The 22,404-nt window shown below is 64.6% G+C and carries 20 protein-coding genes and 3 tRNA genes; 6 read left to right on the top strand and 17 right to left on the bottom strand.

Going from position 1 to position 22,404, the window contains the following annotated elements:
- The 5 genes from ABGN05_RS23360 to ABGN05_RS23340 all read right to left on the bottom strand — a co-directional run.
- The coding region (locus ABGN05_RS23360; protein WP_367956469.1) for a GTP-binding protein at window positions 1-125 on the bottom strand (125 nt) is incomplete at its 3' end.
- Between the two features lie 356 nt (window positions 126-481).
- Window positions 482-555 (bottom strand) — tRNA-Gly (locus tag ABGN05_RS23355).
- A gap of 103 nt (window positions 556-658) precedes the next feature.
- The gene (locus ABGN05_RS23350) at window positions 659-1,381 is read right to left on the bottom strand and encodes a hypothetical protein (protein ID WP_367956468.1); all 723 of its coding nucleotides are present in this window, start codon (window positions 1,379-1,381) and stop codon (window positions 659-661) included.
- 9 nt (window positions 1,382-1,390) lie between these two features.
- Window positions 1,391-1,627, bottom strand: a complete 237-nt coding sequence (locus ABGN05_RS23345; protein ID WP_367956444.1) for a hypothetical protein — start codon at window positions 1,625-1,627, stop codon at window positions 1,391-1,393.
- Window positions 1,628-1,986: 359 nt separating this feature from the next.
- A tRNA-Tyr gene (locus tag ABGN05_RS23340) sits at window positions 1,987-2,071 on the bottom strand.
- Between the two features lie 229 nt (window positions 2,072-2,300).
- Here ABGN05_RS23340 and ABGN05_RS23335 point away from each other — a divergent pair.
- Window positions 2,301-3,149 carry a TrmH family RNA methyltransferase gene (locus tag ABGN05_RS23335; protein WP_367956443.1) on the top strand — a complete coding sequence of 283 codons (849 nt, stop codon included), beginning with the start codon at window positions 2,301-2,303 and terminating at the stop codon, window positions 3,147-3,149.
- A 376-nt stretch (window positions 3,150-3,525) separates the two neighbouring features.
- On the opposite strand, the gene ABGN05_RS23330 is transcribed toward ABGN05_RS23335, so the two are convergent.
- Together ABGN05_RS23330 and ABGN05_RS23325 are read right to left on the bottom strand one after the other, a co-directional pair.
- Entirely contained in the window at window positions 3,526-3,795 is a 270-nt protein-coding gene (locus ABGN05_RS23330) for a hypothetical protein (RefSeq protein WP_367956442.1), read from the bottom strand.
- 156 nt (window positions 3,796-3,951) lie between these two features.
- Window positions 3,952-4,027: transfer RNA gene (locus ABGN05_RS23325), tRNA-Thr, on the bottom strand.
- Between the two features lie 163 nt (window positions 4,028-4,190).
- Between ABGN05_RS23325 and ABGN05_RS23320 the strand changes: the two genes are divergently transcribed.
- Window positions 4,191-4,964 carry an NAD kinase gene (locus ABGN05_RS23320; protein ID WP_367956441.1) on the top strand — a complete coding sequence of 258 codons (774 nt, stop codon included), beginning with the start codon at window positions 4,191-4,193 and terminating at the stop codon, window positions 4,962-4,964.
- Between the two features lie 24 nt (window positions 4,965-4,988).
- Here the strand turns inward: ABGN05_RS23320 and ABGN05_RS23315 are convergent, their stop codons facing one another.
- Window positions 4,989-5,726 carry an outer membrane protein gene (locus tag ABGN05_RS23315; RefSeq protein ID WP_367956440.1) on the bottom strand — a complete coding sequence of 246 codons (738 nt, stop codon included), beginning with the start codon at window positions 5,724-5,726 and terminating at the stop codon, window positions 4,989-4,991.
- Between the two features lie 398 nt (window positions 5,727-6,124).
- Between ABGN05_RS23315 and ABGN05_RS23310 the strand changes: the two genes are divergently transcribed.
- Window positions 6,125-7,705 carry a DEAD/DEAH box helicase gene (locus ABGN05_RS23310; RefSeq protein ID WP_367956439.1) on the top strand — a complete coding sequence of 527 codons (1,581 nt, stop codon included), beginning with the start codon at window positions 6,125-6,127 and terminating at the stop codon, window positions 7,703-7,705.
- Between the two features lie 160 nt (window positions 7,706-7,865).
- Window positions 7,866-9,092, top strand: a complete 1,227-nt coding sequence (locus ABGN05_RS23305) for an MFS transporter (RefSeq protein WP_367956438.1) — start codon at window positions 7,866-7,868, stop codon at window positions 9,090-9,092.
- Here the strand turns inward: ABGN05_RS23305 and ABGN05_RS23300 are convergent, their stop codons facing one another.
- The 3 genes from ABGN05_RS23300 to ABGN05_RS23290 all read right to left on the bottom strand — a co-directional run bounded on the left by ABGN05_RS23300 (window position 9,093) and on the right by ABGN05_RS23290 (window position 10,756).
- A complete protein-coding gene (locus tag ABGN05_RS23300; protein WP_367956437.1) occupies window positions 9,093-9,329 on the bottom strand; it encodes an Lrp/AsnC ligand binding domain-containing protein in 237 nt (78 codons plus the stop codon).
- Between the two features lie 64 nt (window positions 9,330-9,393).
- Entirely contained in the window at window positions 9,394-10,224 is an 831-nt protein-coding gene (locus ABGN05_RS23295) for a hormone-sensitive lipase (RefSeq protein ID WP_367956436.1), read from the bottom strand.
- Between the two features lie 70 nt (window positions 10,225-10,294).
- On the bottom strand, window positions 10,295-10,756 hold the full coding sequence (locus tag ABGN05_RS23290) for an Lrp/AsnC family transcriptional regulator (RefSeq protein ID WP_367956435.1): 462 nt from the start codon (window positions 10,754-10,756) through the stop codon (window positions 10,295-10,297).
- 140 nt (window positions 10,757-10,896) lie between these two features.
- On the opposite strand from ABGN05_RS23290, the gene ABGN05_RS23285 reads away from it, so the two are divergent.
- Complete coding sequence (locus ABGN05_RS23285) at window positions 10,897-14,322, top strand: indolepyruvate ferredoxin oxidoreductase family protein (protein WP_367956434.1); 3,426 nt, start codon at window positions 10,897-10,899, stop codon at window positions 14,320-14,322.
- A 46-nt stretch (window positions 14,323-14,368) separates the two neighbouring features.
- Here ABGN05_RS23285 and ABGN05_RS23280 read toward each other — a convergent pair whose 3' ends face one another.
- Entirely contained in the window at window positions 14,369-15,934 is a 1,566-nt protein-coding gene (locus ABGN05_RS23280; RefSeq protein ID WP_367956433.1) for a CYTH and CHAD domain-containing protein, read from the bottom strand.
- 242 nt (window positions 15,935-16,176) lie between these two features.
- On the opposite strand from ABGN05_RS23280, the gene ABGN05_RS23275 reads away from it, so the two are divergent.
- Window positions 16,177-16,584 (top strand): response regulator, encoded by a 408-nt coding sequence (locus ABGN05_RS23275; RefSeq protein WP_367956432.1) that lies wholly within the window; start codon window positions 16,177-16,179, stop codon window positions 16,582-16,584.
- Here ABGN05_RS23275 and ABGN05_RS23270 read toward each other — a convergent pair.
- The 5 genes from ABGN05_RS23270 to ABGN05_RS23250 are packed head-to-tail and all read right to left on the bottom strand — an operon-like array spanning window position 16,566 to window position 22,369.
- Window positions 16,566-17,570 carry a sensor histidine kinase gene (locus tag ABGN05_RS23270; RefSeq protein ID WP_367956431.1) on the bottom strand — a complete coding sequence of 335 codons (1,005 nt, stop codon included), beginning with the start codon at window positions 17,568-17,570 and terminating at the stop codon, window positions 16,566-16,568. The two genes, ABGN05_RS23275 and ABGN05_RS23270, sit on opposite strands and share 19 nt — an antisense overlap.
- Window positions 17,567-18,016 (bottom strand): response regulator, encoded by a 450-nt coding sequence (locus tag ABGN05_RS23265; RefSeq protein WP_367956430.1) that lies wholly within the window; start codon window positions 18,014-18,016, stop codon window positions 17,567-17,569. The genes ABGN05_RS23270 and ABGN05_RS23265 overlap by 4 nt, the downstream gene beginning before the upstream one ends.
- A complete protein-coding gene (locus tag ABGN05_RS23260; RefSeq protein WP_367956429.1) occupies window positions 18,009-20,222 on the bottom strand; it encodes an ATP-binding protein in 2,214 nt (737 codons plus the stop codon). Before ABGN05_RS23260 ends, ABGN05_RS23265 begins: the two co-directional genes overlap by 8 nt.
- On the bottom strand, window positions 20,219-20,866 hold the full coding sequence (locus ABGN05_RS23255) for a biliverdin-producing heme oxygenase (protein ID WP_367956428.1): 648 nt from the start codon (window positions 20,864-20,866) through the stop codon (window positions 20,219-20,221). Before ABGN05_RS23255 ends, ABGN05_RS23260 begins: the two co-directional genes overlap by 4 nt.
- A gap of 54 nt (window positions 20,867-20,920) precedes the next feature.
- Window positions 20,921-22,369, bottom strand: coding sequence for a sensor histidine kinase (locus tag ABGN05_RS23250; protein ID WP_367956427.1), 1,449 nt, complete (start codon window positions 22,367-22,369; stop codon window positions 20,921-20,923).
- Window positions 22,370-22,404: the final 35 nt, after the last annotated feature.

The following is a 22,404-nucleotide window of genomic DNA, read 5'->3' as shown; positions in this document are numbered from 1 at the left end:
TAGGCCTTGTACTCGCCGAAGTACTTCGTGATCGCAGCCGTCAGCGACGTCTTGCCATGGTCGACGTGGCCGATCGTCCCGATGTTCACATGAGGCTTGGTGCGCTCGAATTTACCTTTTGCCATGTCTCTTTCCCTGGACCCGCGACGGGCCTGTTTGCGGTTGCGGGGCGATTAGCGGCTACCGCCGGAAAAGACAAGGGGCCGCAGCGCGCGGAGCAATCGCATTCATTGTCCGAGAAGGCCGCTTGACGCCACGTAGCCGCTATGCAGGATCGCCGCCGGCTCGGAGGGGGTGCTGATGCGGATGATCCTGATACTGCTGTTGTCGGCTATTGTGGGGAGCGGCACGGTCGCGCTCGTAGCGGGAGTGCCGGAAGGGCCGCTTTATCATCAGTTCCTGGACGAAGACTGAGACAGCTGCGACCGGCGGCCGACGCGGAGGTTCGGTTTGCAAGAGCGAAGCGATGGATGAGAGCGGATGGAGCGGGCAGCGGGAATCGAACCCGCACCAAGAGCTTGGAAGGCTCATGTGATACCATTTCACCATGCCCGCAGCGGGGAAACACCTATTCGAGCCCGCCGGGGAGGTCAAGGGTGATGTCGGCAAGCCCCACCGACCCGCCCCCGGACGGGGCGGGACATCGTGTCACCGATCGTCAGACCGCCTGGTAGGCGGCGATCACGGCCTCGACCTGTGCCGTGCTCATGGCCTGCAGCTGCGGCGTGGTGAGTGCCCCGAGCTGCTCCTCGCTCAGGCCTCCGATATCGTCTGTCGACAGTCCGGCGATGCCGCTGGTGCTGATGGCGGAGATGTCGTCGGTCGAGAAGCCCTGGATGTCCTCCAGTTCCATGGCCGCGATCTGGGTGGCGCTCAACGCCGCGGTCTGCGCGGCGGTGAAAGCCTCAGTCTGGTCGGCGCTCATGGCGGTGATCTGATCGGCCGTGAGGCCGGTCACCGCGGCGGTGCTCAGCGCCGCGACGTGGTCGACCGTCAGCGCGCCGATCTGGTCGGTCGACATGGCGGCCACCTGGGCAGATGTCAGTGCGCCGGCTTGAGCGGTGGAGAGGTCGCCGATCTGGTCCGTCGTCAGCGCGGCCACCTGGGCAGATGTCAGTGCGCCGGCTTGAGCGGTGGTAACGGCGCCGATCTGATCGGTGGTGAGCGCCGCAATCGCGTCCGTGGACAGGCCCGCGAAGGCTTCCGTCTTTAGTGCCGCGATCCCGTCCGTGGAGAGTTCGGCGATGTCGTCGGCGCCGAGCGCGCCGGCCTGGGTCGCACTGAGTGCGCCGACCTGGTCCGTGCTCAGAGCCCCGACCTGGGCAGTCTTGAGACCCGTCACCGCCTTCACGCTGAGGGCCGCCACCTGGTCCGTGGTCAGCGCGCCGATCTAGTCGGTCGTCAGTGCCGAGACCTGTGCCGCCGTCAGTGCGCCGATCTGGTCGGTCGAAAGGTCGCCGATCTGGTCGGTGGTCAGGGCAGCGACCTGCGTGGTCTTCAGGGCAGCGATCTGGCCGGCAGTGAGGGCGCCGAGTTGGTCGGTGGTTAGCGCCGCGACGGCATCGGTGGACAGGCCAGCGATGGCCTTGGTGAAGCAACGGCGCCCTCCCGTTCGGAGCCGCTTCACCCGCTTCCGTCGGCAGGAGGCCGGCTTTGCGGCACCTTGGACGGAGTCCTTGATAGAATCACTATCAGACGAGTCTCTAAGCAATCATTAACGGTCCGCCAAACTTCCCGGCTCCAGCCCGTCGGAGGGCAAACGGCGCGCAACGATCGTCCTCACGGTCTCCGGGCCGGCCAAGCCTGTCCGAGATATCCGGCACTCTGGAAAGCAAAGGGAGACTACGCCGGAAGCGGCGTGCGACTGCGTGTGGGTGTGATGAAGATCGTTCGGGACAGTCCGTGCGTCACCACGGCGGAAGTGGCGCGATGGCGGCAGTTCGGACCGCATCGGTCCGCCTCGTCGGCTCGGCATCCTGGTCGCGGTGGTGGAGGGGGCTGGATTCGAACCAGCGTAGGCTGAGCCAACGGATTTACAGTCCGTCTCCTTTAACCACTCGGACACCCCTCCAGACGCGATCCGGAGCCGTGCATACGAGGCACTCGCGCAATCCGGGCGACCAGCGAATGGCCTCCCGTCTCCGCGAGGGGCCTTATGGCGACTGCCTTCCGGCGTGTCAACCGGAACCGCGGCCGATTTCGGGACTGGTTCCATCATCCCTGGGACTGGTCCCGGCCGGCGGTTCGCGAACGGGCGCGGGCCGGTATCCTTCCGCGCGTCGCGACGCTATAGAGACCGCATGAGCGACGATCAGAATTCCGGAACGCCGAAAGACAGCCACTATGCCCGGCTTCGCCGCGCGCACCGCGACCAAGGCCGCGGTGCGCAGCCGCGCCCGCGAAGCCCGGCCGAGGGCGAACCCGCGCTGGACGGTCTGGTGCGTCTATACGGGCTGCACACCGTTCGCGCGGCGATCGACAATCCGCGCCGCAAGATCGCGCGCCTCGTCGTCACCCGGAATGCGCTCGACCGGCTCGCCCTGGGGGACACCGCCGCCCTGCCCTTCCCGGTCGAGATCGTAGAACCGCGCGAGATCGACCGGATCCTCGGCGGAGAGGCCGTCCACCAGGGGGCCATGATCGAGGCGCGGCCGCTGGTGCCGAAGGCGCTCGGCGCGCTCGGCGACAGCCCGCTGGTCCTCGTGCTCGATCAGGTCACCGACCCGCACAACGTGGGCGCCATCATCCGTTCGGCCGTGGCCTTCGGGGCTGGCGCGCTGATTACGACGCAGCGCCACAGCCCGTCGGAGTCCGGCGTGCTGGCGAAGGCGGCGTCCGGAGCGCTGGAGCATATCGACCTGATCGAGGTGCGAAATCTGGCCGCCGCGCTCGGCGAACTGCATGCAGCGGGTTTCAGGACCGTTGGTCTCGATTCGGAAGCGCCCGAACAGATCGAAGGCTCGTTCCAGGGCGATCGCATCGCACTCGTTCTGGGCGCGGAAGGAAAGGGCTTGCGCCAGAAGACCCGCGAGACCGTATCGGCCCTGGTACGGCTCGATCTGCCGGGCGCCATACGCTCCTTGAACGTCTCCAACGCGGCCGCAGTGGCGCTCTACGCCGCGCGAAGGTTCCTCGACCGCCCAGTGTGAGGCCGCAATCGCGCGTTCGTGATCGCGATCGGTACAATTCGAACAAATTTGTTTGCGATTTGTTAGGCATACGTCAGAGGAGGACGATGTATGACCCTGCTCCACACGCAGTCCGCGCGATCCGCCAAGAAGGCGGCCCTGTGGACCCCTTGGGGCAACATGCCCCACCGCCCGTCCGCTTCGCCCCTGCAGCCGACCGAGACCCGCGCGGGAAAGTCGCAGAAGACGCCGGCACCGGCAAACGCCGGAAACAGCGCCCATCGAATAGGTTGAAAGAGCGGCTGCCCGGGCCGCGGACCGTTCGCGGCGCCGAGATTGTCCGCATCTCGGAGTAGATTGAGGCGGACGGTTTCGCAAGGGCGGCGGGAGATGGCGCCTACGCGCGACCCGCCCGGCCCACATCCTCGGTCGTCATCGCGACGCCGTATTCCTCGCGCGCGGCCTCGTGGCTGACCCATTCTTCGCGATCATCCTCCAGAATCCGCCTCGAATCGCGTGTAAATGGGTCGCCGTAGCCACCTCCGCCGCAATCGACACTGTGGATGAACTCGCGCTGACGCCGGACGAAGGTGCAGACGTTCGGCTGTCTCGAGAACACAGCTTTCAGGTCGTTGTGGGGAAGCTGGGCGCGGCGTCGGCGGCGCATCGAGGCCGGCCAGTTCCACCGTGCCGGCGACGCTCAACCCCGTCTCGACCGGCATAATGAAGACCTTGGGACAAACGGCATGTTTCTGCCGGTCGTCCCGACATCACTTGCTTCGGTCACCCAGCGCTTGAACGGGAAGGCATTTTCAGAGGAGAGTGGTGCCCCCGGCAGGAATCGAACCCGCGACCTTCGGTTTACAAAACCGCTGCTCTACCAGCTGAGCTACAAGGGCATGGCGGTTCCGTTAGCATATTCGGCGGCGCAGTAAAGGCTTCAAGACATCACTGTCCCGCTCACGGCGGCGGGAGCCGCGCTTTTCCGACGTGCGATTGCATGCTACCCCGCGCCGGTAGCCGCCTCCTCTTCCCTGGGATTGCGGGCAACGCGGAGCGGGAATGCACAACACGCTGCCAACGCTGTCGTTCATCGCGGCCGAGACGCCTGAGGCGCAGGAGGCTGCCCGGCGGCTCTCGGCGCTCTACGGGCAGAGCCGCCCGGAAGAGGCCGACGTGATCGTCGCGCTCGGCGGCGACGGATTCATGCTGCAGACGCTGCACCAGAACATGAATGCCGGCTGCAAGATCTACGGCATGAACCAGGGAACCGTCGGCTTCCTGATGAACGAGTACCGCGAATCCGACCTGCGCGAGCGCGTCGGGGCCGCCATCGCCGAGACGATCCGCCCCTTGCGCATGCATGCCGTGACCGACCGTGGCGAGGAGGTCGACGCCCTCGCCATCAACGAGGTGTCCCTCCTGCGGCAATCCTACCAGGCCGCGAAATTGCGGATCACCATCGATGGAAACGTCAGGCTCGAGGAGCTGATCTGTGACGGGGTAATGGTAGCGACGCCGGCGGGCTCCACGGCCTACAACCTGTCGGCACAGGGGCCGATCCTGCCGCTCGACGCGCCGCTGCTCGCGCTGACGCCCGTCAGCGCCTTCAGGCCGAGGCGCTGGCGTGGCGCGCTGATCCCCAATCAGTCGACCGTCAGGTTCGACGTTCTGGAAGCGGTAAAACGCCCGGTCAACGCCGTGGCCGATCATACGGAAGTAAAATCCGTCGTCACGGTGACAGTAAGCGAATCGCGTGACGCGACCGCGACCATCCTGTTCGACGCCAGCCACAGCTGGGACGAGCGGATCCTGACGGAGCAATTCCGCTATTGAGATCCGCCGATGCCCCGCCGACCGCTAGAACTTGTAGCTGACACCGAGCCGTACGGTCGTCACACCATCGACGAATACGGTATCGCCGGCGTCTGCATCGGGCACTTCTCCGCCCGCGAAAGTGAAGCCCGGCTCGACATCGTAATGGATGCCTTCAAGACGGAACAGCCAGTTTCCCCATGCGTATTCGACACCGCCTCCGAAAGCGAGGCCCCAGTCATCATCGGAAACGGAACCGACTCCGACGAGCGGATCGAAGACACTGGTGAATTCGTAATCCGCGTAGCCAGCGCCCAGTGTGCCGTAGAACAGGACGTTGTCCGCAGCAAAACCGAGACGGCCCCTGACACTTGCCAGCAGATCGACCTCGGAAGTGATGTTGACCGTATTCGCACCCGGCGAAGCACCTTGGAGCGTGTCGTCGAGCCAGCCTCCGCTTACGTCGCCTTCGATGCCGAAGACGATGTTGTTCCATTGCCAGTTGAAACCGGCATGCGCACCCAAGATACCGCCGTTGGTATCGAAGTCGCCAATATTGTACGGACCGCCAGGAACGCCGCCGCTATCGAAGACGCCATCGGTCTCGGCCCAGCCGTAGCCGCCATGTATACCGATGTAGACGCCCGTCCAGTCGTAGACCACGGGCGCTGCAACCGGCGCGACATAGGGTTCGACCACGTCCGCTGCCAAGGAGGGCCCTGCGAATCCAACAGCCGCGCCAAGCACCGCAAGTTTCGCAATCTTGCAAATCCTCGAATTCATTCCTGCATCCTCTCCATCAAGATCGACAGACCGGCCCCGCATTCCGAATCTGCTGAGTGACAAAAATAACAGCGTTGCCGACGCTCCCCTAGTGCGAAATTACAACACTCTCAGACCAAGTTCACAGTTGGTCGAGGGGGGCTCAACTACTGCTTCTTAACCTGTGTTAATATCTGCTATCTTCCGCGCCTGGGTTCCGACCACGCCTTGGCCGCCCACCGAGTCTCCCGGGCATGGAACCGAAGGCGCGCCCGTCCGTTGCAAATCAGGTACGGAACGAGCGCAAGGTTGACATTTTCCGCGCTGCACCGTAACGCCACCAGGAACCATTGGGCCGCTTGAGCCCGCGCGCAGCGCCCGCAGGGCGCGGTATAAATACCAAAGATAATCGAGAGATCGTGTCAGCAGACGACCAGAACGCTCAGGAAGCGGTAACATTTGCAGACCTCGGTCTGTCTCCCAAGGTATTGGCCGCCGTTACCGACGCAGGCTACACCACCCCCACCCCTATCCAGGCGGGCGCGATCCCGCATGCCGTGCAGGGCAAGGACGTGCTGGGCATCGCCCAGACGGGCACCGGCAAGACGGCAGCCTTCGTGCTGCCGATGATCACGCGCATCGAGAAGGGCCGCGCGCGGGCGCGCATGCCGCGCACGCTGATCCTCGAGCCGACGCGCGAACTCGCCGCGCAGGTGGAAGAGAATTTCATCAAGTACGGCAAGAACCATCGGCTCAACATCGCTCTCCTGATTGGCGGCGTGTCCTTCGACGAGCAGGAAAAGAAGCTGGAGCGCGGCGCCGATGTGCTGATCGCGACGCCCGGCCGGATGCTCGATCATTTCGAGCGCGGAAAGCTGCTTCTGACCGGCGTCGAGATCCTCGTCATCGACGAGGCCGACCGCATGCTCGACATGGGCTTCATTCCCGACATCGAGCGCATCTGCAAACTCATCCCCTTTACGCGCCAGACGCTGTTCTTTTCGGCCACCATGCCGCCTGAGATCACCAAGCTCACCGAGCAGTTCCTACAGGCGCCGGTGCGGGTGGAGGTGTCCAAGGCTGCCTCGACGGGCGTCAACATCACGCAGCGCCTCGTCAAATCCGGCAACAAGGGCTGGGACAAGCGCGAGGCCCTACGCAACCTGATGCGCGAGGAAGACGCCACTCTCAAGAACGCGATCATCTTCTGCAACCGCAAGGTGGACGTCTCGGAGCTTTTCCGGTCGCTCGTGCGCCACGGCTTCGATGCAGGCGCCCTGCATGGCGACATGGACCAGCGCGCGCGCATGGCCATGCTGGCGGGGTTCCGCGACGGCAAGCTGCGCTATCTGGTGGCCTCCGACGTCGCCGCGCGCGGGCTCGACATTCCCGACGTCAGCCATGTCTTCAACTTCGACGTTCCGATCCATGCCGAAGATTACGTCCACCGCATCGGTCGCACGGGACGCGCCGGCCGCCTTGGAAAATCCTTCACGATCGTGACGAAATCGGACGCGAAGTACCTTGACGCGATCGAGAAGGTGACCGGCAACAAGATCGAATGGCACGACGGCGACCTGTCGACCGTTGTACAGAGCGAGGGCGAGGACGACGCTCCGCGGCGCGGCCGCGGCGCGCCCAAGCGAGGTTCCCGCAAGGAAGAGAGCGGGCGTCCGCGCCGCGCCCGTGCGTCGGAGAAGCCGATCCGTAACCCCGTCGCGGATGTCGTGGAAGAAGCGGTCATGCAACACCCCGCTCCCACTGCTCCCGCCGAGACGCAATCCCCGCCGCCCGCCCAGAAAGTTCGCCGCGAGGAGATCCGGTCGCAGAACGCGCGCCGCAAGGATGCGCCGGTGGAACGGCCCGAGCCTCGTCCGGCGGAAGAACGCGCAACCGCGAACACCCATCGCGGGCGGCGCAAACCCGACGACATGGCCGATGGCACCGTCGGTTTCGGCGACGACATGCCGGATTTCATGAAGGTCGCCGTGAAAGTGTGATTGTCCGGGTCCGCGCTCTCGCGGCCCCACAGCCCGCCTTTCGCCAGGCCGAACACGTCCTTTCCTGGCCCATCACCATTGCGTCGCTGGCGGTAGATAATGCCTCGCCGCTTTCCCATCGTTCCGGACGATAGGGGCGCGTTGCGTCCGGGAGGAAGACTTGACCCACACCGCGGCCGCAGACAGCCATGCGCCGGACGGCAGCCATGCTTGGTTCCGTCTCGGCATCTGCATGCTGCTCGGCACAATCGGCAGCGTGGGCATGTGGGCGATCGTGGTCATCCTGCCCGCAGCGCAGGCGGATTTCGGCGTCAGCCGCGGCGAGGCATCCCTCCCCTACACGCTGACCATGGTCGGTTTCGCCATCGGCAACGTGGTGATCGGCCGCTTCGTCGACCGCATGGGCGTGGTGGTTCCGATCTCGGTGGCGGCGGTGATTTCGGCGGTTGGCTTCGTCGCAGCCGGACTCGCGCCGAGCAACTGGATGCTCGCGGCCGCGCAACTCCTGATCGGAATCGGAACCGCGGCGACCTTCGGGCCGCTGATGGCGGACGTGTCGCGCTGGTTTGAGCGGCACCGCGGCATCGCGGTCGCAGGGGCGGCGAGCGGCAACTACATCGCCGGCACGATCTGGCCCTGGGTCGTGACCTGGGGAATGACGACGGAAGGATGGCGCGTCACCTGCGCCGCCATCGGCGTCTTCTGTCTCATCACCATCGTGCCGCTGGCACTCTTCCTCAAAGCGCGGCCGCCGGAGACCGATGGCGGCAGTGCCGGGACTGCACCGCAGCCCAAGTTCAAGATCGACCTCTCGCCGCGGGCACTGCAATGGCTGCTGATCGTCGCCGGCGTCGGCTGCTGCGTGGCCATGTCGATGCCGCAGGTACACATCGTCGCCTACTGCGCGGATCTCGGCTACGGCGTGGCGCGCGGCGCGGAAATGCTGTCGCTGATGCTCGCGGCCGGCATCGTCAGCCGTCTGCTCTCCGGCGTCGTGGCCGACCGCATCGGCGGGGTGAAGACGCTGCTCATCGGCTCGGTGCTGCAGGGTTTGTCGCTGCTGCTCTACATTCCCTTCGACGGTCTCGTCTCGCTCTACGTCGTCTCGTTCATCTTCGGCCTTTCGCAGGGCGGCATCGTGCCGTGCTACGCCATCATCGTGCGGGAGTACCTGCCGCCGCGCGAGGCCGGCGAGCGCATCGGGATCGTCATCATGGCGACAATCGTGGGCATGGCCCTCGGCGGCTGGCTGTCGGGCGTGATCTACGACATCACCGGCTCCTACGCCGCCGCCTTCATCAACGGCATCGGGTGGAACGTGCTCAACGTTTCGGTGATGCTGTTGATCCTGACGCGGACGCGCCGGCGCCGCGAGGCTTTCGCCTGATCAGAACGCCTTGAAGGTCAGCGTCGTGAGGGTCCGAAAGATGCCCGGTACGTTGGCGACGTTCTCGTCGATGAACTTGCCGATGTCGACGCTGTCGTCGATGTAGAGCTTCATCAAGAGGTCGTAGTCGCCGCTGGTGGAATAGAGTTCCGACGCGATCTCGCGCTCGAAGATCGCGTCCGCGACTTCGTACGTCTTTCCCGGATGGCACTGGACCTGGACGAATACGGCTCTCATTCGCACTCCATCTATCGCATGTGACCGGCCTGGCCGGCTTGCCACCGACCTTCCGCCCTGCGCCCTAGCCTGTCAACAAGGTGCGCGTCAGCGCATGGGTCGGATCGGCCAACCCGTCGATGACGTTGAAATGGTGGCGGTCGGGCTCTTCCACGCAGGACGTCTCGGCGCCGCAGCCGATCCACGCATTGGCAAGCAGCGCATTCTGGCGGATGAACTCCGAGCGCTCCCCCGCCCCGACCCAGCAGCAGATGCGGGCGCCGGGCGCCGGTTCGAGCAGCGCGGGGCTTTCCGAAAGCGCTTCGCCATCATCGATGTGCAGGGTCTGGTTCTGCTCGATGCGCATGATCGGACGCAGGTCGTGCACGCCGGAGATGGACACGACGTTGCGCAGCCGCGAGCGCGTGGCCTCGGAAAGAGGCGTATCGGCGCAGACCATGCGCGAGACGAGGTGGCCGCCGGCCGAATGTCCTGTCAGGAACATGGGACCGTCGATCTCGCCGGCAGCATGCTCGATCGCGCGGCCGATCTCCCGCGTGATGCCGGCGATGCGGATATCAGGGCAGAGCGTGTAGGACGGCATCGCCACCGCGAAGCCACTGTCGACGCTTCCCTTTGCCAGGTGCGACCAGAAGCTGCGGTCGAAGCGCAGCCAGTAGCCCCCGTGGACGAAGACGACGAGGCCCTTCGGCGCGCCGTCGGGAAGGAAGAGATCGTAGGCGTTGCGTTCCCGCTCCCCGTAGCGGACGCCGAGACGGGCGCGGCCACTGGCCTCCATCTCGTCCCGGTAGGTCTTCGCCGGCACGATCCATGCATCGGGCCATCGATCACCTCCCGGAATGTTCGGGCCGTTCGCGTAGGCGTCGTTCCAGTCGGCAATGCGGCGGTAGATCATCGGCGGCCTCCTCCACGGCTTCTAAGCAGGCGCAACGCATCGGGCAAGCCGTGCCGGCATAAACGCCGCATCATAGCGCCAGTGCCGTCTCCTGTTTGATATCCTTCAGCACCAGGTTCGTGCGGACGTTGGCGATGCCCGGCAGGCGGAACAGGAAGCCTTCGAGGAAATCGTTGTAGGCGGCGAGATCGGCACAGACGATGCGCAGGTGATAGTCCGCCTCGCCGGTCGTCGCGAAACAGTCGAGCACCTCCGGCCGGCGCTTCACTTCCGCGATGAACGTGTCGACGTGGTTGTGGTCGTGGCGGGTCAGCGAGACGTGGACGATCGCGTGGAAGCCCATGCCGACCGCGGCGGCATCCACGATGGCGCAGTAACGGCGGATGATGCCAGCCTCCTCCAGCGCCTTCACGCGCCGCCAGCATGCCGAGGCCGACATTCCCGCGATGTCGGCAAGCTCCTGGTTGGAGACGCGGCTGTCGGCCTGCAACGCCGCCAGGATTCGTCGATCCTGTTCTTCGAGTTTCGCCACTCATGCCTCGCTGCGAAAATTTTCTCCGAATTGCAAAGCGATAACGAAGATTCCTCTCACACGCCATGCCAACTTTCGGAATTCTGGACAAACATTCCGGCCGATCCAGCTATGATGGGAGGACCCAGTGGGAGGTTACCTTGACGGCACATGATCCCATCCGCGATTTCTCGCGCTACAAGCTGCAGGACCGCTACACCGAGACATCCGGCCGCGTCTTCATGACCGGCACACAGGCGCTGGTGCGCGTCGCTCTGGACCAGGCGCGGCGCGACAGGGAGGCAGGAAAAAATACCGCCGGCTTCATCTCCGGCTATCGCGGCTCGCCACTCGGCGGCCTCGACCTCGAACTCTGGCGCGTGAAGAAGCTCGTCGAGGAAAGCCGCATCGAGTTCCTGCCTGCGGTGAACGAGGATCTGGCGGCAACCGCCGTGCTCGGCAGCCAGCAGGTCGAGACCAATCCGGACAGGACCGCGGATGGCGTCTTCGCGCTGTGGTACGGCAAGGGGCCGGGCGTGGACCGCGCCGGCGATGCGCTGAAGCACGGCAACGCCTACGGCTCCTCTTCCAACGGCGGAGTGCTCGTCGTGGCGGGCGACGACCATGGCTGCGTCTCTTCCTCCATGCCGCACCAGTCGGACGTCGCCTTCATGGCCTGGTTCATGCCGACGCTGAACCCGGCGAACGTTGCGGAGTATCTCGCCTTCGGCGAATGGGGCTACGCACTGTCGCGCTTCTCGGGCATGTGGGTCGGCTTCAAGGCGATCTCGGAGACTGTGGAATCGGCCGCTTCGGTCGAACTGAGACCCGACCGTGTCTTCGCCCTTCCCGATTTCACCCCTCCCCCCGGAGGCCTGCATTACCGCTGGCCGGACCTTCCAGGACCGCAGATCGAGGAACGGATGGAGGCCAAGAAGCAGGCCGTCTTCGCCTTCGCCGACGCGAACCCGATCGATCGGCACATCTACGACGTCAAGGACGCGCGCTTCGGCATCGTCACCACGGGCAAGGGCCATCTCGACCTGATGGAGGCGCTGCGCCTGCTCGGCATCGGCGAGGCCGAATGCCGCGAGCTCGGCATCGACATCTACAAGGTCGGCATGGTCTGGCCGCTGGCACGGCGCGACGCGCTCGACTTCGTGCGCGGCAAGGAGGAAGTGCTGGTCGTCGAGGAGAAGCGCGGCATCATCGAGAGCCAGTTCAAGGAGTATTTCTACGACTGGCCCGGACACAAGCCGCGCGTCATGGTGGGCAAGCGCGACGAGACCGGCGAGCGGCTGGTGCCCTGGACCGGCGAACTGTCCCCGCGCCAGCTCGTGCCGATCGTGGCGAAGCGACTGGAAGGCATCTTCCCGGACCGCGGCTTCATGGCGCGTGCGGCCGAAATCGTGGGCGAAAAGGCAATTTCCCTCAGCGTCGAAGGTGCGACGCGAACGCCGTATTTCTGTTCCGGCTGTCCCCACAACACGTCGACCAAGGTGCCCGAGGGCTCGAAGGCGCTCGCTGGCATCGGCTGCCATTTCATGGCGAGCTGGATGGACCGCGAGACCACCTCGCTGATCCAGATGGGCGGCGAAGGCGTGAACTGGGTGGCCTCCTCGCGCTTCACCGGCAACGGGCACGTGTTCCAGAACCTCGGCGAAGGCACCTGGTACCATTCCGGGTCGATGGCCATCCGGCAGGCGGTCGCGGCGAACGCGAACATCACCTACAAGATCCTGTTCAACGATGCCGTTGCCATGACCGGCGGCCAGCCCGTGGACGGTCCCGTCTCGGTGCAAGCGATCGCCCATTCCGCACGGGCGGAGGGCGTGGTGCGGATCGCGCTGGTGTCGGACCAGCCGGAGAAGTTTCGTGCGGGCGATTTTCCCTCCGGCGTGACCATCCACCACCGCCGCGAACTGGATGCGGTCCAGCGCGATTTGCGGGACATTCCCGGCGTGACGGTGCTGATCTACGAGCAGACATGCGCGACAGAGAAGCGGCGGCGCCGAAAGCGCGGCACGATGGAGGACCCGAAGAAATTCGCCGTCATTAACGAACTCGTCTGCGAGGGCTGCGGCGACTGTTCGGTGGAGTCCAACTGCCTGTCCGTCGAGCCGGTGGAAACCGAGTTCGGCCGCAAGCGGCGGATCAACCAGTCCTCCTGCAACAAGGATTTTTCCTGCGTGAACGGCTTCTGCCCGAGCTTCGTCACGGTGGAGGGTGCGACGCGGAAGAAAAAGTCCGGCGTCGAACTCGATCTTGCCAGGTTGGCAAGCGGCCTGCCCTCGCCCGACCTGCCTTCGCTGGAAAAGCCCTTCGACCTTCTGATTACCGGGGTCGGCGGGACCGGCGTCGTCACCATTGGCGCGCTGGTCACCATGGCGGCACATCTGGAGGCGAAGGGCTCCTCCGTGCTCGACTTCACCGGCTTCGCCCAGAAGTTCGGACCGGTGCTCTCCTTCGTGCGGATCGCCCGCTCGCCCGAGGCGATCAACCAGGTGCGGATCGACAAGGGCGCAGCCGACGCGCTGATCGGTTGCGACATCGTCGTCTCCTCCTCGCCCAAGGCCTCGGCGACCTACCGGCCGGGCATGAGGGCGGCCGTCAACCTTGCCAAGATGCCGACGGGCGACATCGTGCGCCGCCGCGACGCCGACCTCTCGGTCGACAAGCGGCTTGCGGCCATTGCCGGCGTGGTCGGCGAAGGGGCGCTGGCCGCCGTCGATGCCAACATGCTCGCCGAAAAGCTCTTCGGCGACAGCGTCTTCGCCAATGTAATGATGCTCGGGTTCGCCTGGCAGCAGGGGCTCGTGCCGGTCTCCGAGGAAGCGCTGCGGCAGGCGATCGAACTCAACGGCGTGGCGACGGAGGCCAACCATCGCGCCTTCCTGCTCGGCCGCGTCGCGCAGGCGATGCCCGAGCGGCTCGAGAGCCTGATCGGTCCGAAACCCGCGCCGAAGGAGACACTCGACCAGTTGGTCACCCGGCGCGAGGCTTTCCTCACCGACTACCAGGACCGGCGCTACGCCGAACGCTATCGGCTACTCGTCGACAAGGTGCGCGAGGCTGAGAGGCCGCTCGGCTCCGAAAGCCTGACCGACGCAGTGGCGCGCTCGCTCTTCAAGCTGATGGCCTACAAAGACGAATACGAAGTCGCGCGCCTGCACACCCAGACCGGCTTTGCGGAACGTCTTCGATCGGAATTCGACGGGGACTTCCGCGTCGTCCATCATCTGGCACCACCTCTCCTCCCCGGCGGCAAGGACGCGCGCGGCCGCCCGCTGAAGCGCGCCTTCGGCCCCTGGATCAGGACGCCGTTCCGGCTCCTGGCGCGGATGAAGGGTCTTCGCGGCACCCCGTTCGACCCGTTCGGCTACACGGCGGAGCGGCGCATGGAGCGCGGCCTGATCGGCTGGTACGAAGCAAAGATCGAGCGGGCGCTTTCCGAGCTCTCCCCCGATACCCTGCCGCGCCTTGCCGATGCCATGCGATTGGCGATGCAAATTCGCGGCTACGGACCCGTCAAGGACGAGGCAGTGCGGCGCGTCCGGACGGAGATGGAGAAACTGCTCCCCGGCTGACCGCGATCGGCAGCGCGATCCCACTCCGCAGGATCCGGGGAGCGGCTCAGTGCGTCCACGGCACCTTCTGGCCGGAAAATTCCTTCCAGCGGGCTCTGAGTTCATCTTCCACGATGGTCAGGTCGCGTGCCTGCCAGCCGTGGACGATGCCGCAGGCGCGGTGGAAGGCCGCCGGCCGGTCCTGCATCGTGATCTTGCCCAGCAGCAGGTCGGTCGTCGCCATGTCGTTGTAGCGGCCGAGACCATCCTGGAGCCGCGACAGCGCTTTCATGAACGGGGCGGCCTTCTTGCTCTTCGTGCACAGCGGCAGAAGGAAATCCGTCAGATACCGCAGCTTCTTGACGGCGAGCCTCAGCTCGTGCCGTTCTTCCGGCTTGAGCTTCGAGAACTTGCGCCCGCGCTTCAGCACCTTGCGGAACTGCCGGTCGAGAACGGAACTCGCATAACCCGATGCCGGATGGCCGAGACGTTCCAGGACGTCCGCCGCAGCATCGGTGCGCCACCCACGGGCTTCGATCCAGCGCCCGAGCGCCAACGGAAACCGCAGCGCGCGCATATCGCCCAGCGCGGCGCGAGACGTGTCGTAGCCACGCGTCCGTTCGTCTCCGGCATGCCGCAGCAAAAGATCGAAGCCCTCGACGTCCGGGCACCCGGTGGCAATCGGCGGCACCGTCTCGCCGATGAAAACGTCCCAGTTGCGCGCGTCCCCCTGCGCACCGGCGATCCACTTCGCGTCCTGGCCGAAGGAAGCGGCCTCCGTCGATCCGGTCGATTTGTGGACGATGTTGAGGATCGAGCGGAGCCTTCTCAGCGCGACGCGGACCTGATGCACGCCCTCCGGATGGCGCCCATCGAGCGCGGACGGCCTGTTCTCGACGAAGTGCCGCAATGCCGTGCCGAGCATGCCCGCGAAAGCCTCGTCGAGTCCCACGCGGGGCGGCAGGTCCGCGCTACTCGGCTTCTTGAAGCCCGGGGGGCGATCCAGCGTGAGATCGAAGCCGCGCGCGGCCTTGCTGTAGAGGCTCATCTCGACGGGCGCGAGGTCGAGAAGTTCGAGCCCGATGTCGTACAGCGTGCCGACCCTGCCGGACACGAGCTCGAGTTCGATCTCGCTCAGGACCTCGCGCCGTTCTCCGGCGACGACCTCGCCCGTATCGACGGCGAGTTCGATACAGGCGTCCGGCAGATCGAGTTTGCGAGCCCGGCGCTTCACCTGCGTGTTCACGACGGACGCCAAATCCGCGCCCTCGACCGCCTTGCGAAACGCTTCGGGCACGTCCTCCGGCAGGGCCGCGAGGTCGGGTTCCATCGTCCGGACGGGCACTTCCCACTCGCCGCGCCCGATCATGCCTCCGCCGGCCGACCCCAGGGACTTGACCGTCATGACATGCCGGCTGCCGCTCTTGCGGACCCGCAAGGTCCAGCCTGCGTTCCACAATCTCCGCTCGGGCGTATCGAAGTAGACGGAGCGCAGGTTCCGCACGGTGCCGCCGTTGCGCGCATACCGTTCGATAACCGGCGCGCTGGCGAGCGCCGCGAGGTCTTTCGGCTTGACCAGGAGTTTCAGTTCCACTTCGACGGACGCCTTCTTGCCGTCGTTTGCCGACCGCATGTGATCCGCCACCTCCTGGCTCATCGTTCCTGTCGTCACTTTCCGCTGGTTGCGAAGATTTCAGGCCGCCGAAGCCAGACCGTCGAGGCATTTTCGGTCACAGTCAACCCGCCGTCCGACAATTGAAATCCGGTGCTCGGATCGGAACGGAACTTTTGCCGACTTAGCCCATTTAGGAGAAAAACCACTTTCCGTCGCTATCCCGGGGCGGAAGAAGACGCGACAGGTGGGGTGGTTCCAGCGTGCAATCTCTGAATTCGAACTTACTGAGCGGCCTCCGGATCCTGGTGGTCGAAGATGATCTGCTCATCGCTATGGACATGGAGGCGACGCTGGAGGACTTCGGCTGCCACGTGGTCGGTCCTTGCGAGCGGCTCGACAAGGCCATGGCGGCCGCCGATGAAGAGATCGATGGCGCAATCGTCGATATGAATCTGCGCGGGGAATACTCTTTCCCACTTATCGAAAAATTGCGCGGGAACGGCATCCCGACCGTCGTATGCAGCGGCTACGTCGATCTGCCAGATATCAAGCTGCGGCTGAAGGACGTTCCCATGCTTCCGAAGCCCTGCGCCACCGACAAGCTGCTGGAGATCATACAGCGGACGTTTGTTCGCGAGCAGCGCCGTGCTCAAGCTGCGGCGAACTGAATCTCACATACCAATCCGGTCGGTCGAAACCCGATCCTGGCCTCTCCGTCCAATTCATACTCGGCGCTGCGCGCGATCAGCGTGTGGCCGAAGCCGGGCTCCGACGTCTCCACGAGTGGACCACCCGTCTCACGCCATGTGAACTGTATCTGCTGCCCCGCGCCGACATCGGGGCTTTTTTTCCATTCGATTTCCACCTTTCCGCTATCCGTCGACAGGGCGCCGTACTTCATCGCGTTGGTGACGAGTTCGTGAAAGATGAGGCTGAGGGCAAGCGCGGCTTTGGGCTCCAGCACCACGTCGGGTCCGGAGATGCCGATGTGGACGCCCTGCCCCGGCCGAAACGGATGCAGTGTTCTTTTCAGAACCTGCCGCAGGTCGGTTTCACCCCAGTTGGATTCGAACAGAAGCGCATGGGCGTCGGAGAGCGCACGCAAGCGACTTGTGAGGGTCTGCTGGTAATCCTCGACGGTGCTGCTTCTCGACGCCGAGCGTCGCACGATGGACATGACCGTTGCGAGCGTGTTCTTCACACGATGGCTTAGTTCCGCCACGAGGAGCTTCAGCTGCTCTTCCGCACGCCTCCGTTCCACCTTTTCGCGCGCCTCCGCCAAGGCTCGGTCGATTGCCGCCGGCAACCGCATCAGCCGCTGCTTCAGAACGTAGTCCGTCGCTCCCTTCTTGAAGGATTCGATCGCTATCTCCTCGCCCAGCACGCCGGAGACGAAGATGAACGGCGTGTTCGGCGCCTTCTCGATGGCGAGGTCGAGCGCCGCCATGCCGTCAAAGCCGGGCAGAGAGTAGTCAGAGAGAATGACGTCGCAGCAGCCATTTTCCAGCGCCTCGACATAGTCCCGCCTGCCGATAGCCCGCAGGATATCTGGTTCCGGCGATACCTGACGCACATGTTCCGAAATCAGTTCCGCATCGAAGTCGCTATCCTCGAGAAGGAGGATGGTGACCTGCCTGTCCGTAGTATCCATCATGGGCGGCGAAACCTCCGAGGGGCCTCGTTCAGGATCGCCCAGAAGACCCCCAGATCCTGGATGGCCTTGAAGAACTCGGAAAATTCCACCGGCTTTACGACGAACGCGTTGACGCCAAGCGCATAGCTTCGGACGAGATCCTGTTCCTCGCGCGAGGAGGTCAGCATGACCACCGGTATGTGCTTCAGGTCATCGTCCCCCTTCACCTGCTGCAGAACCTCGAGCCCGTCGATCTTGGGCAGCTTCAGGTCGAGCAGGACGACAGTGGGATCGCTGCCGTCGCGACCCGCATACCGACCTCGCGCATAAAGATAGTCGAGCGCTTCCTCGCCATCACGGGCCACAACGATGTCGTTTGCCAGCTGGCACTTTTCCAGCGCAGCGAGCGTAAGCTCCAGATCCTTGGGACTGTCCTCCACCAAGAGGACCGGAGGAAGTTCAGCCACCGTACTCTCCTTTCTTCTTCACCGGCAGCGCGAAGTGGAAGCGCGCGCCTCTGTCGACCTCTCCTTCGGCCCAGATGCGACCGCCATGCCGCTCGATGACGCGGCGCGACAGGGCCAGCCCGATGCCGGTTCCTTCGAAATCCTCGACACGCTGGAGTCGTTGAAACACGCCGAAGAGCTTGTCGATGTAGGCCATATCGAAACCGACGCCATTGTCGCCGATGGCATAGATGGTCTCTTCGCCCTCTCTCCGGCCACTGATCGATATCACCGCCTCTTCCTTTGGGCGCGTGTACTTGACCGCGTTTTCGACGAGGTTGTGCCAGACCTGCCTGAGCAGCGTCGCGTCTCCCCATGCCGAGGGGAGCTCTTCCACGTTCCAGACAATCCGTCTCCCCTTCGCTGCCAGGGCGAGCGACTGGCGAACCTCGTTCACCACTTTGTTCATGTCGACGTTCTTGAACGCCAGTTCGGTCCGACCGAGGTGGGAGAAGTTCAGGAGGTCGTCGACCAGGCGCCCGGCCGCAACGGCGGATTCCGCGATGGTATCCAGATAGTGCCGGGACTTCTGATCCAGGTTCTTCTCCCGCTCGCGCAGGAGTTCCGAGAACCCCACGATGTGACGGAACGGCGCGCGCAGGTCGTGCGACACGGAATAGGAGAAGGCTTCGAGCTCCTTGTTGGAGCGCTGGAGGTCTTCCGTCAGTTGCGCCAGTTCCTCGGCCCTGCGCAAGACGATGCCGACGACGGCATCGCGCAGGTTTCGCGCTGCCGCGATCTCCGTCTGGCTCCATGGCGTGGAGCGATGGCGGAGCTGCTCCTTCCATGCCTCGAATGATTTTCTCGGATGGATCCGACCGGCCTCGCGCACCACTTTGTGGGGGTCGCCGCCCCAGGCGACGGTCCGCACCACTTCGGGTCGGAACCAGAGCAACCAGCTCGGATACAGCTCCGAAATCGTGATGGCGATCAGCCCGCTGCCGACATCGGCGAACTCCGCGGCGTCAGGAAACTCCTCGGCGAGGTGGTCGGTGGAGACGATGTCTGGTGTCCCCTTGCGTTCCAGCCAGTCCACGATCGAGCGGATCTGTGCTTCGCCGGGGCATTTACCGGCACACCAGCATCCGTCTTCGGCCACGATGGCGGCCCCGGAGGCGCCGACCTGTGCGAGCAGATCCTGCTCCTGGGCGAAAATGCCCTTGCGCCAGTCCGAGACATAGGTCATGGCGGCCAGAAGCCGGCGCGACGTCTCTCCCAGTTGTACTTGTTTGGCGACTTCGCGCGCCCTCTCGCGGCCTGCGATCTGCATCGCCGCCGATTGCACGGCGAAATCGCACGCGTCCCGCACGTTCAGCGCCACCATGTGCGGATTGCGGCTATGGCACGCAACGAGGCCCCACAATTTGCCATCGACAACGATCGAGACGGACATCGAGGCCGCGGTCCCCATGTTGCGCATGTATTCGAGGTGGATCGGCGAGACGCTGCGCAGGATCGAGAAGCTTAGGTCGAGCGGCTGCCCCGTGCGCGGATCCTCATCCGGATCGATCGAAACCGGGACGTAATTCACGTCGGGGATGATCCTCACGCGGTTGAGACGGTAGAGTTGGCGTGCTTGCGCCGGTATGTCGCCGGCGGGAAAGCGCAGTCCGAGATACGACGGCAGAACACCGTTGCCGTCCTCTCCGATCACATGGCCGTTCCATTCCTCATCGAACCGGTAGACGAGCACCCGGTCGAAACCGGTGAGGCCGCGGATGTGCCGGGCCAGAAGTTCGGCGGCCCCTTGATCGTCCCGCGCCGCCGCCAGGCTGTCGGCAAACCGCCGCAGTCGCGGAAACAGCCGCTCCACCGACCTCTCCCCATCAACTGGAACCGTCTCCAACTCCAGCAGCAGGGTTTCGCCCGACCGATGCGCCGCGGCATTCATGGGACGCCCGCCGATGTCGAACTGTTGCTGGAACCCGCTTTCCTCCAAGCTCATCTCGTCCGAGATTTCACGGGCGATGTCCGGGAGGATGTCGGCCAGCCGCGCGCCCGCTTCGATCGACGCGCCGAGCATCGATGCCGCGTTCCGGCTTGCCTGCAGGATGGTCAGGTCCGACCGATCAAGCACGAGCAACACCCCGTGCGGCTGAATGGCGCCGGGAATGTGGATCGGCTCGCGCGCGCAGGCCTCCAGGTCTTCGGATATCGGATCGGTCAAGCCATCTCCTCTTTTCCGCAAAGACAAAAATACATCTGATCAAAGGTCGTGACCGCGCCCGCGACGACCTCATCATGCGCCGATACGGGCACGCGGTCGCCAATCATGGTCTGGAAACGCCGCCACATCACGCCGACGTCACGGCCGTAGCTGGCGAAATAGGAAAGCCCCCGCTCCGGGACCCACGGGCTGTGCTCCAGCCAGCGATTGATGACCTGGCCGCCGAGCGTCGATCCTTCAACTACGTAGAGCGAACCGAAAGCCCTCTCCAAGGATGGCGATCCGAGATCGATCCGCTCGGCATGATCGGTTCGCGGCACGGCAAGCCCCAGGGCGGCGAGATCGCGCCCGATCAGATGCAGTTTGCGGCGGGGGTCGAAGAAGTCCCGATCGACTGGCGACGCCTCGATCCAGGACTCCCAGGACGAATAGAAGCGATGGAACTTGCCAAGAAGGCGAACGATGTTCATTCGCGTCACCGTGTAGGGAGTGAGGCCCATGTCGCGCTCGAGACGCACGTGCCGGCTCCTGGTCTCTTTGCGAAGCCGTTCCATGAGTGGCTGCGGTAGTGGCAAGACGCCCTCTTGTCTTTTCAGTTTCGCCCACGCGCGCGCCGCGCGCACACGCGACCATTCGCCGATCATCGCGAGCGCAGAGAAACGCATCAGGTGATCGAAGGTTCACGCGACGACAGAGCCTCACGCTTCCTCGTTGTTGAAGCTTTCCAGGTCAGCGGTGATCCGGCAAACGATGCCGTCCGGCTCGAACTCCATCTCGACTCGGCAGTCGATGGTGCCGGAAAGGCCGGCCTTGATCAGGCGCGTGCCCGCGCCGCTCCTGGCAGGCGTGCGCACGGGCGGTCCGCCTTCCTCGCGCCAGGTCATGGTGAACCGCGGCGCGTCGCCTTCCGTGTCTATGCCCCAGGTCAGGGTGACGTTTCCTCCCTCGCCCGACAGCGCGCCATACTTGGTTGCGTTGGTGGAGAGCTCGTGCAGGACGAGCGACAGCGACAGGGCGGGACGGGAGGCGATCTGCATTTGCGGTCCCTCGGCGCGGATGCGCGGCATGCGCAGATCGTCGTGGACCTCCATCGTCTTCCGGACGATCTCGCCAACCGTCGTCTTCCCGCTGGAGCCGGAAATCAGGCTCTCATGAGCTCCCGCCAGCGCATGCAACCGCTCCGATATGGTCGTGCCCGCCGTCTTCATGTCGGTAGATGAGCGAAACGTCTGGTTGACGATCGCCTGGATCATGGCCAACTGGTTTTTCAGGCGATGGCCCAGTTCCTTTCGGCGCAGCGTCTGCAACTGCTCGGCCTCGACCTTTTCCGTGACGTCGTGTCCCTGCACGAAGATGCCGCTCACCTCGTCGTCCTCGGTGAAAATCGGCTGGTAGACGAAGTCGACGTAGCGCTTCTGCGGTTCCGCGCCGTGCTGCTGTCTGAGCGACACCGGAATGCCGGTCCCGACGTAAGGCTCCCCGCTGCGGTAGACCGCGTCGAGCAGGTCGATGAAACCCTGGCCGACGACCTCGGGCAGGGCCTCCGCGACGGTGAGCCCGACCAGACTGCGGCCGCCCACGAGGCGCTCGTAGGCGTCGTTTGCAAGTATGAAATGGTGACCGGGGCCGCCAAGGATACCGATGAAGCCGGGAGCCTGCTTGAACATGTCGCGCAAGAGTTCGCTCTCGGCACTGATCGCCTGGTTGGCGGCCTGGACCTCCTGGGCACGCTGGAACACACCCGCTTCCGCAATGAGTTCGCGCGCGCCCCGCTCACGGAGCTTCTGCAACTCGGTGATGTCGACGGTGTGCTGGAGGATGAACCGGAACTGGCCGTTCCCGTCGAAGATCGGCGTGTGCGTCGCACTCCAGTAACGCATGTTCGGCGGGTCGCCGGGCTGCGACGTGTCATAGGGAATGACCGCGATATAGTCGCGCTCGTGCGTCATCAGCACCTTGTCCAGCGACCGGCGCAGGAGGTTGTAGCTCGCACTCTCGGTCGGGCTTGGAAAGGCGTCGAAAAGGTATCGCCCGACGATCTCTTCACTGCTCCCGCGGCCCACAGCCGAGAGATAGGCGTCGTTGCAGGTGACGATGTTCAAGGCTTCGTCGAAAATGACGTAGGCGTTCGGCGAGCCCTTGAACATCGCTTCAAGGTCCAGCGAACCGGCATCCGTTGTTC

The organism is Aquibium pacificum (genome assembly GCF_040839445.1).
GTDB lineage: Bacteria > Pseudomonadota > Alphaproteobacteria > Rhizobiales > Rhizobiaceae > Aquibium > Aquibium pacificus.
Note: the sequence above shows the minus strand (reverse complement) of the source record. Positions and strands in the feature narration are given on the sequence as shown.

What these genes read in the sequence shown, in the direction of transcription:
- ABGN05_RS23335 (WP_367956443.1), top strand. Translation starts at nt 2,301, where the DNA reads ATGAGCGACGATCAGAATTCCGGAACGCCGAAAGACAGCCACTATGCC.
- ABGN05_RS23330 (WP_367956442.1), bottom strand. Translation starts at nt 3,795, where the DNA reads ATGCGCCGCCGACGCCGCGCCCAGCTTCCCCACAACGACCTGAAAGCT.
- ABGN05_RS23320 (WP_367956441.1), top strand. Translation starts at nt 4,191, where the DNA reads ATGCACAACACGCTGCCAACGCTGTCGTTCATCGCGGCCGAGACGCCT.
- ABGN05_RS23315 (WP_367956440.1), bottom strand. Translation starts at nt 5,726, where the DNA reads ATGAATTCGAGGATTTGCAAGATTGCGAAACTTGCGGTGCTTGGCGCG.
- ABGN05_RS23300 (WP_367956437.1), bottom strand. Translation starts at nt 9,329, where the DNA reads ATGAGAGCCGTATTCGTCCAGGTCCAGTGCCATCCGGGAAAGACGTAC.
- ABGN05_RS23295 (WP_367956436.1), bottom strand. Translation starts at nt 10,224, where the DNA reads ATGATCTACCGCCGCATTGCCGACTGGAACGACGCCTACGCGAACGGC.
- ABGN05_RS23280 (WP_367956433.1), bottom strand. Translation starts at nt 15,934, where the DNA reads ATGCGGTCGGCAAACGACGGCAAGAAGGCGTCCGTCGAAGTGGAACTG.
- ABGN05_RS23270 (WP_367956431.1), bottom strand. Translation starts at nt 17,570, where the DNA reads ATGATGGATACTACGGACAGGCAGGTCACCATCCTCCTTCTCGAGGAT.
- ABGN05_RS23255 (WP_367956428.1), bottom strand. Translation starts at nt 20,866, where the DNA reads ATGATCGGCGAATGGTCGCGTGTGCGCGCGGCGCGCGCGTGGGCGAAA.
- ABGN05_RS23250 (WP_367956427.1), bottom strand. Translation starts at nt 22,369, where the DNA reads ATGTTCAAGGGCTCGCCGAACGCCTACGTCATTTTCGACGAAGCCTTG.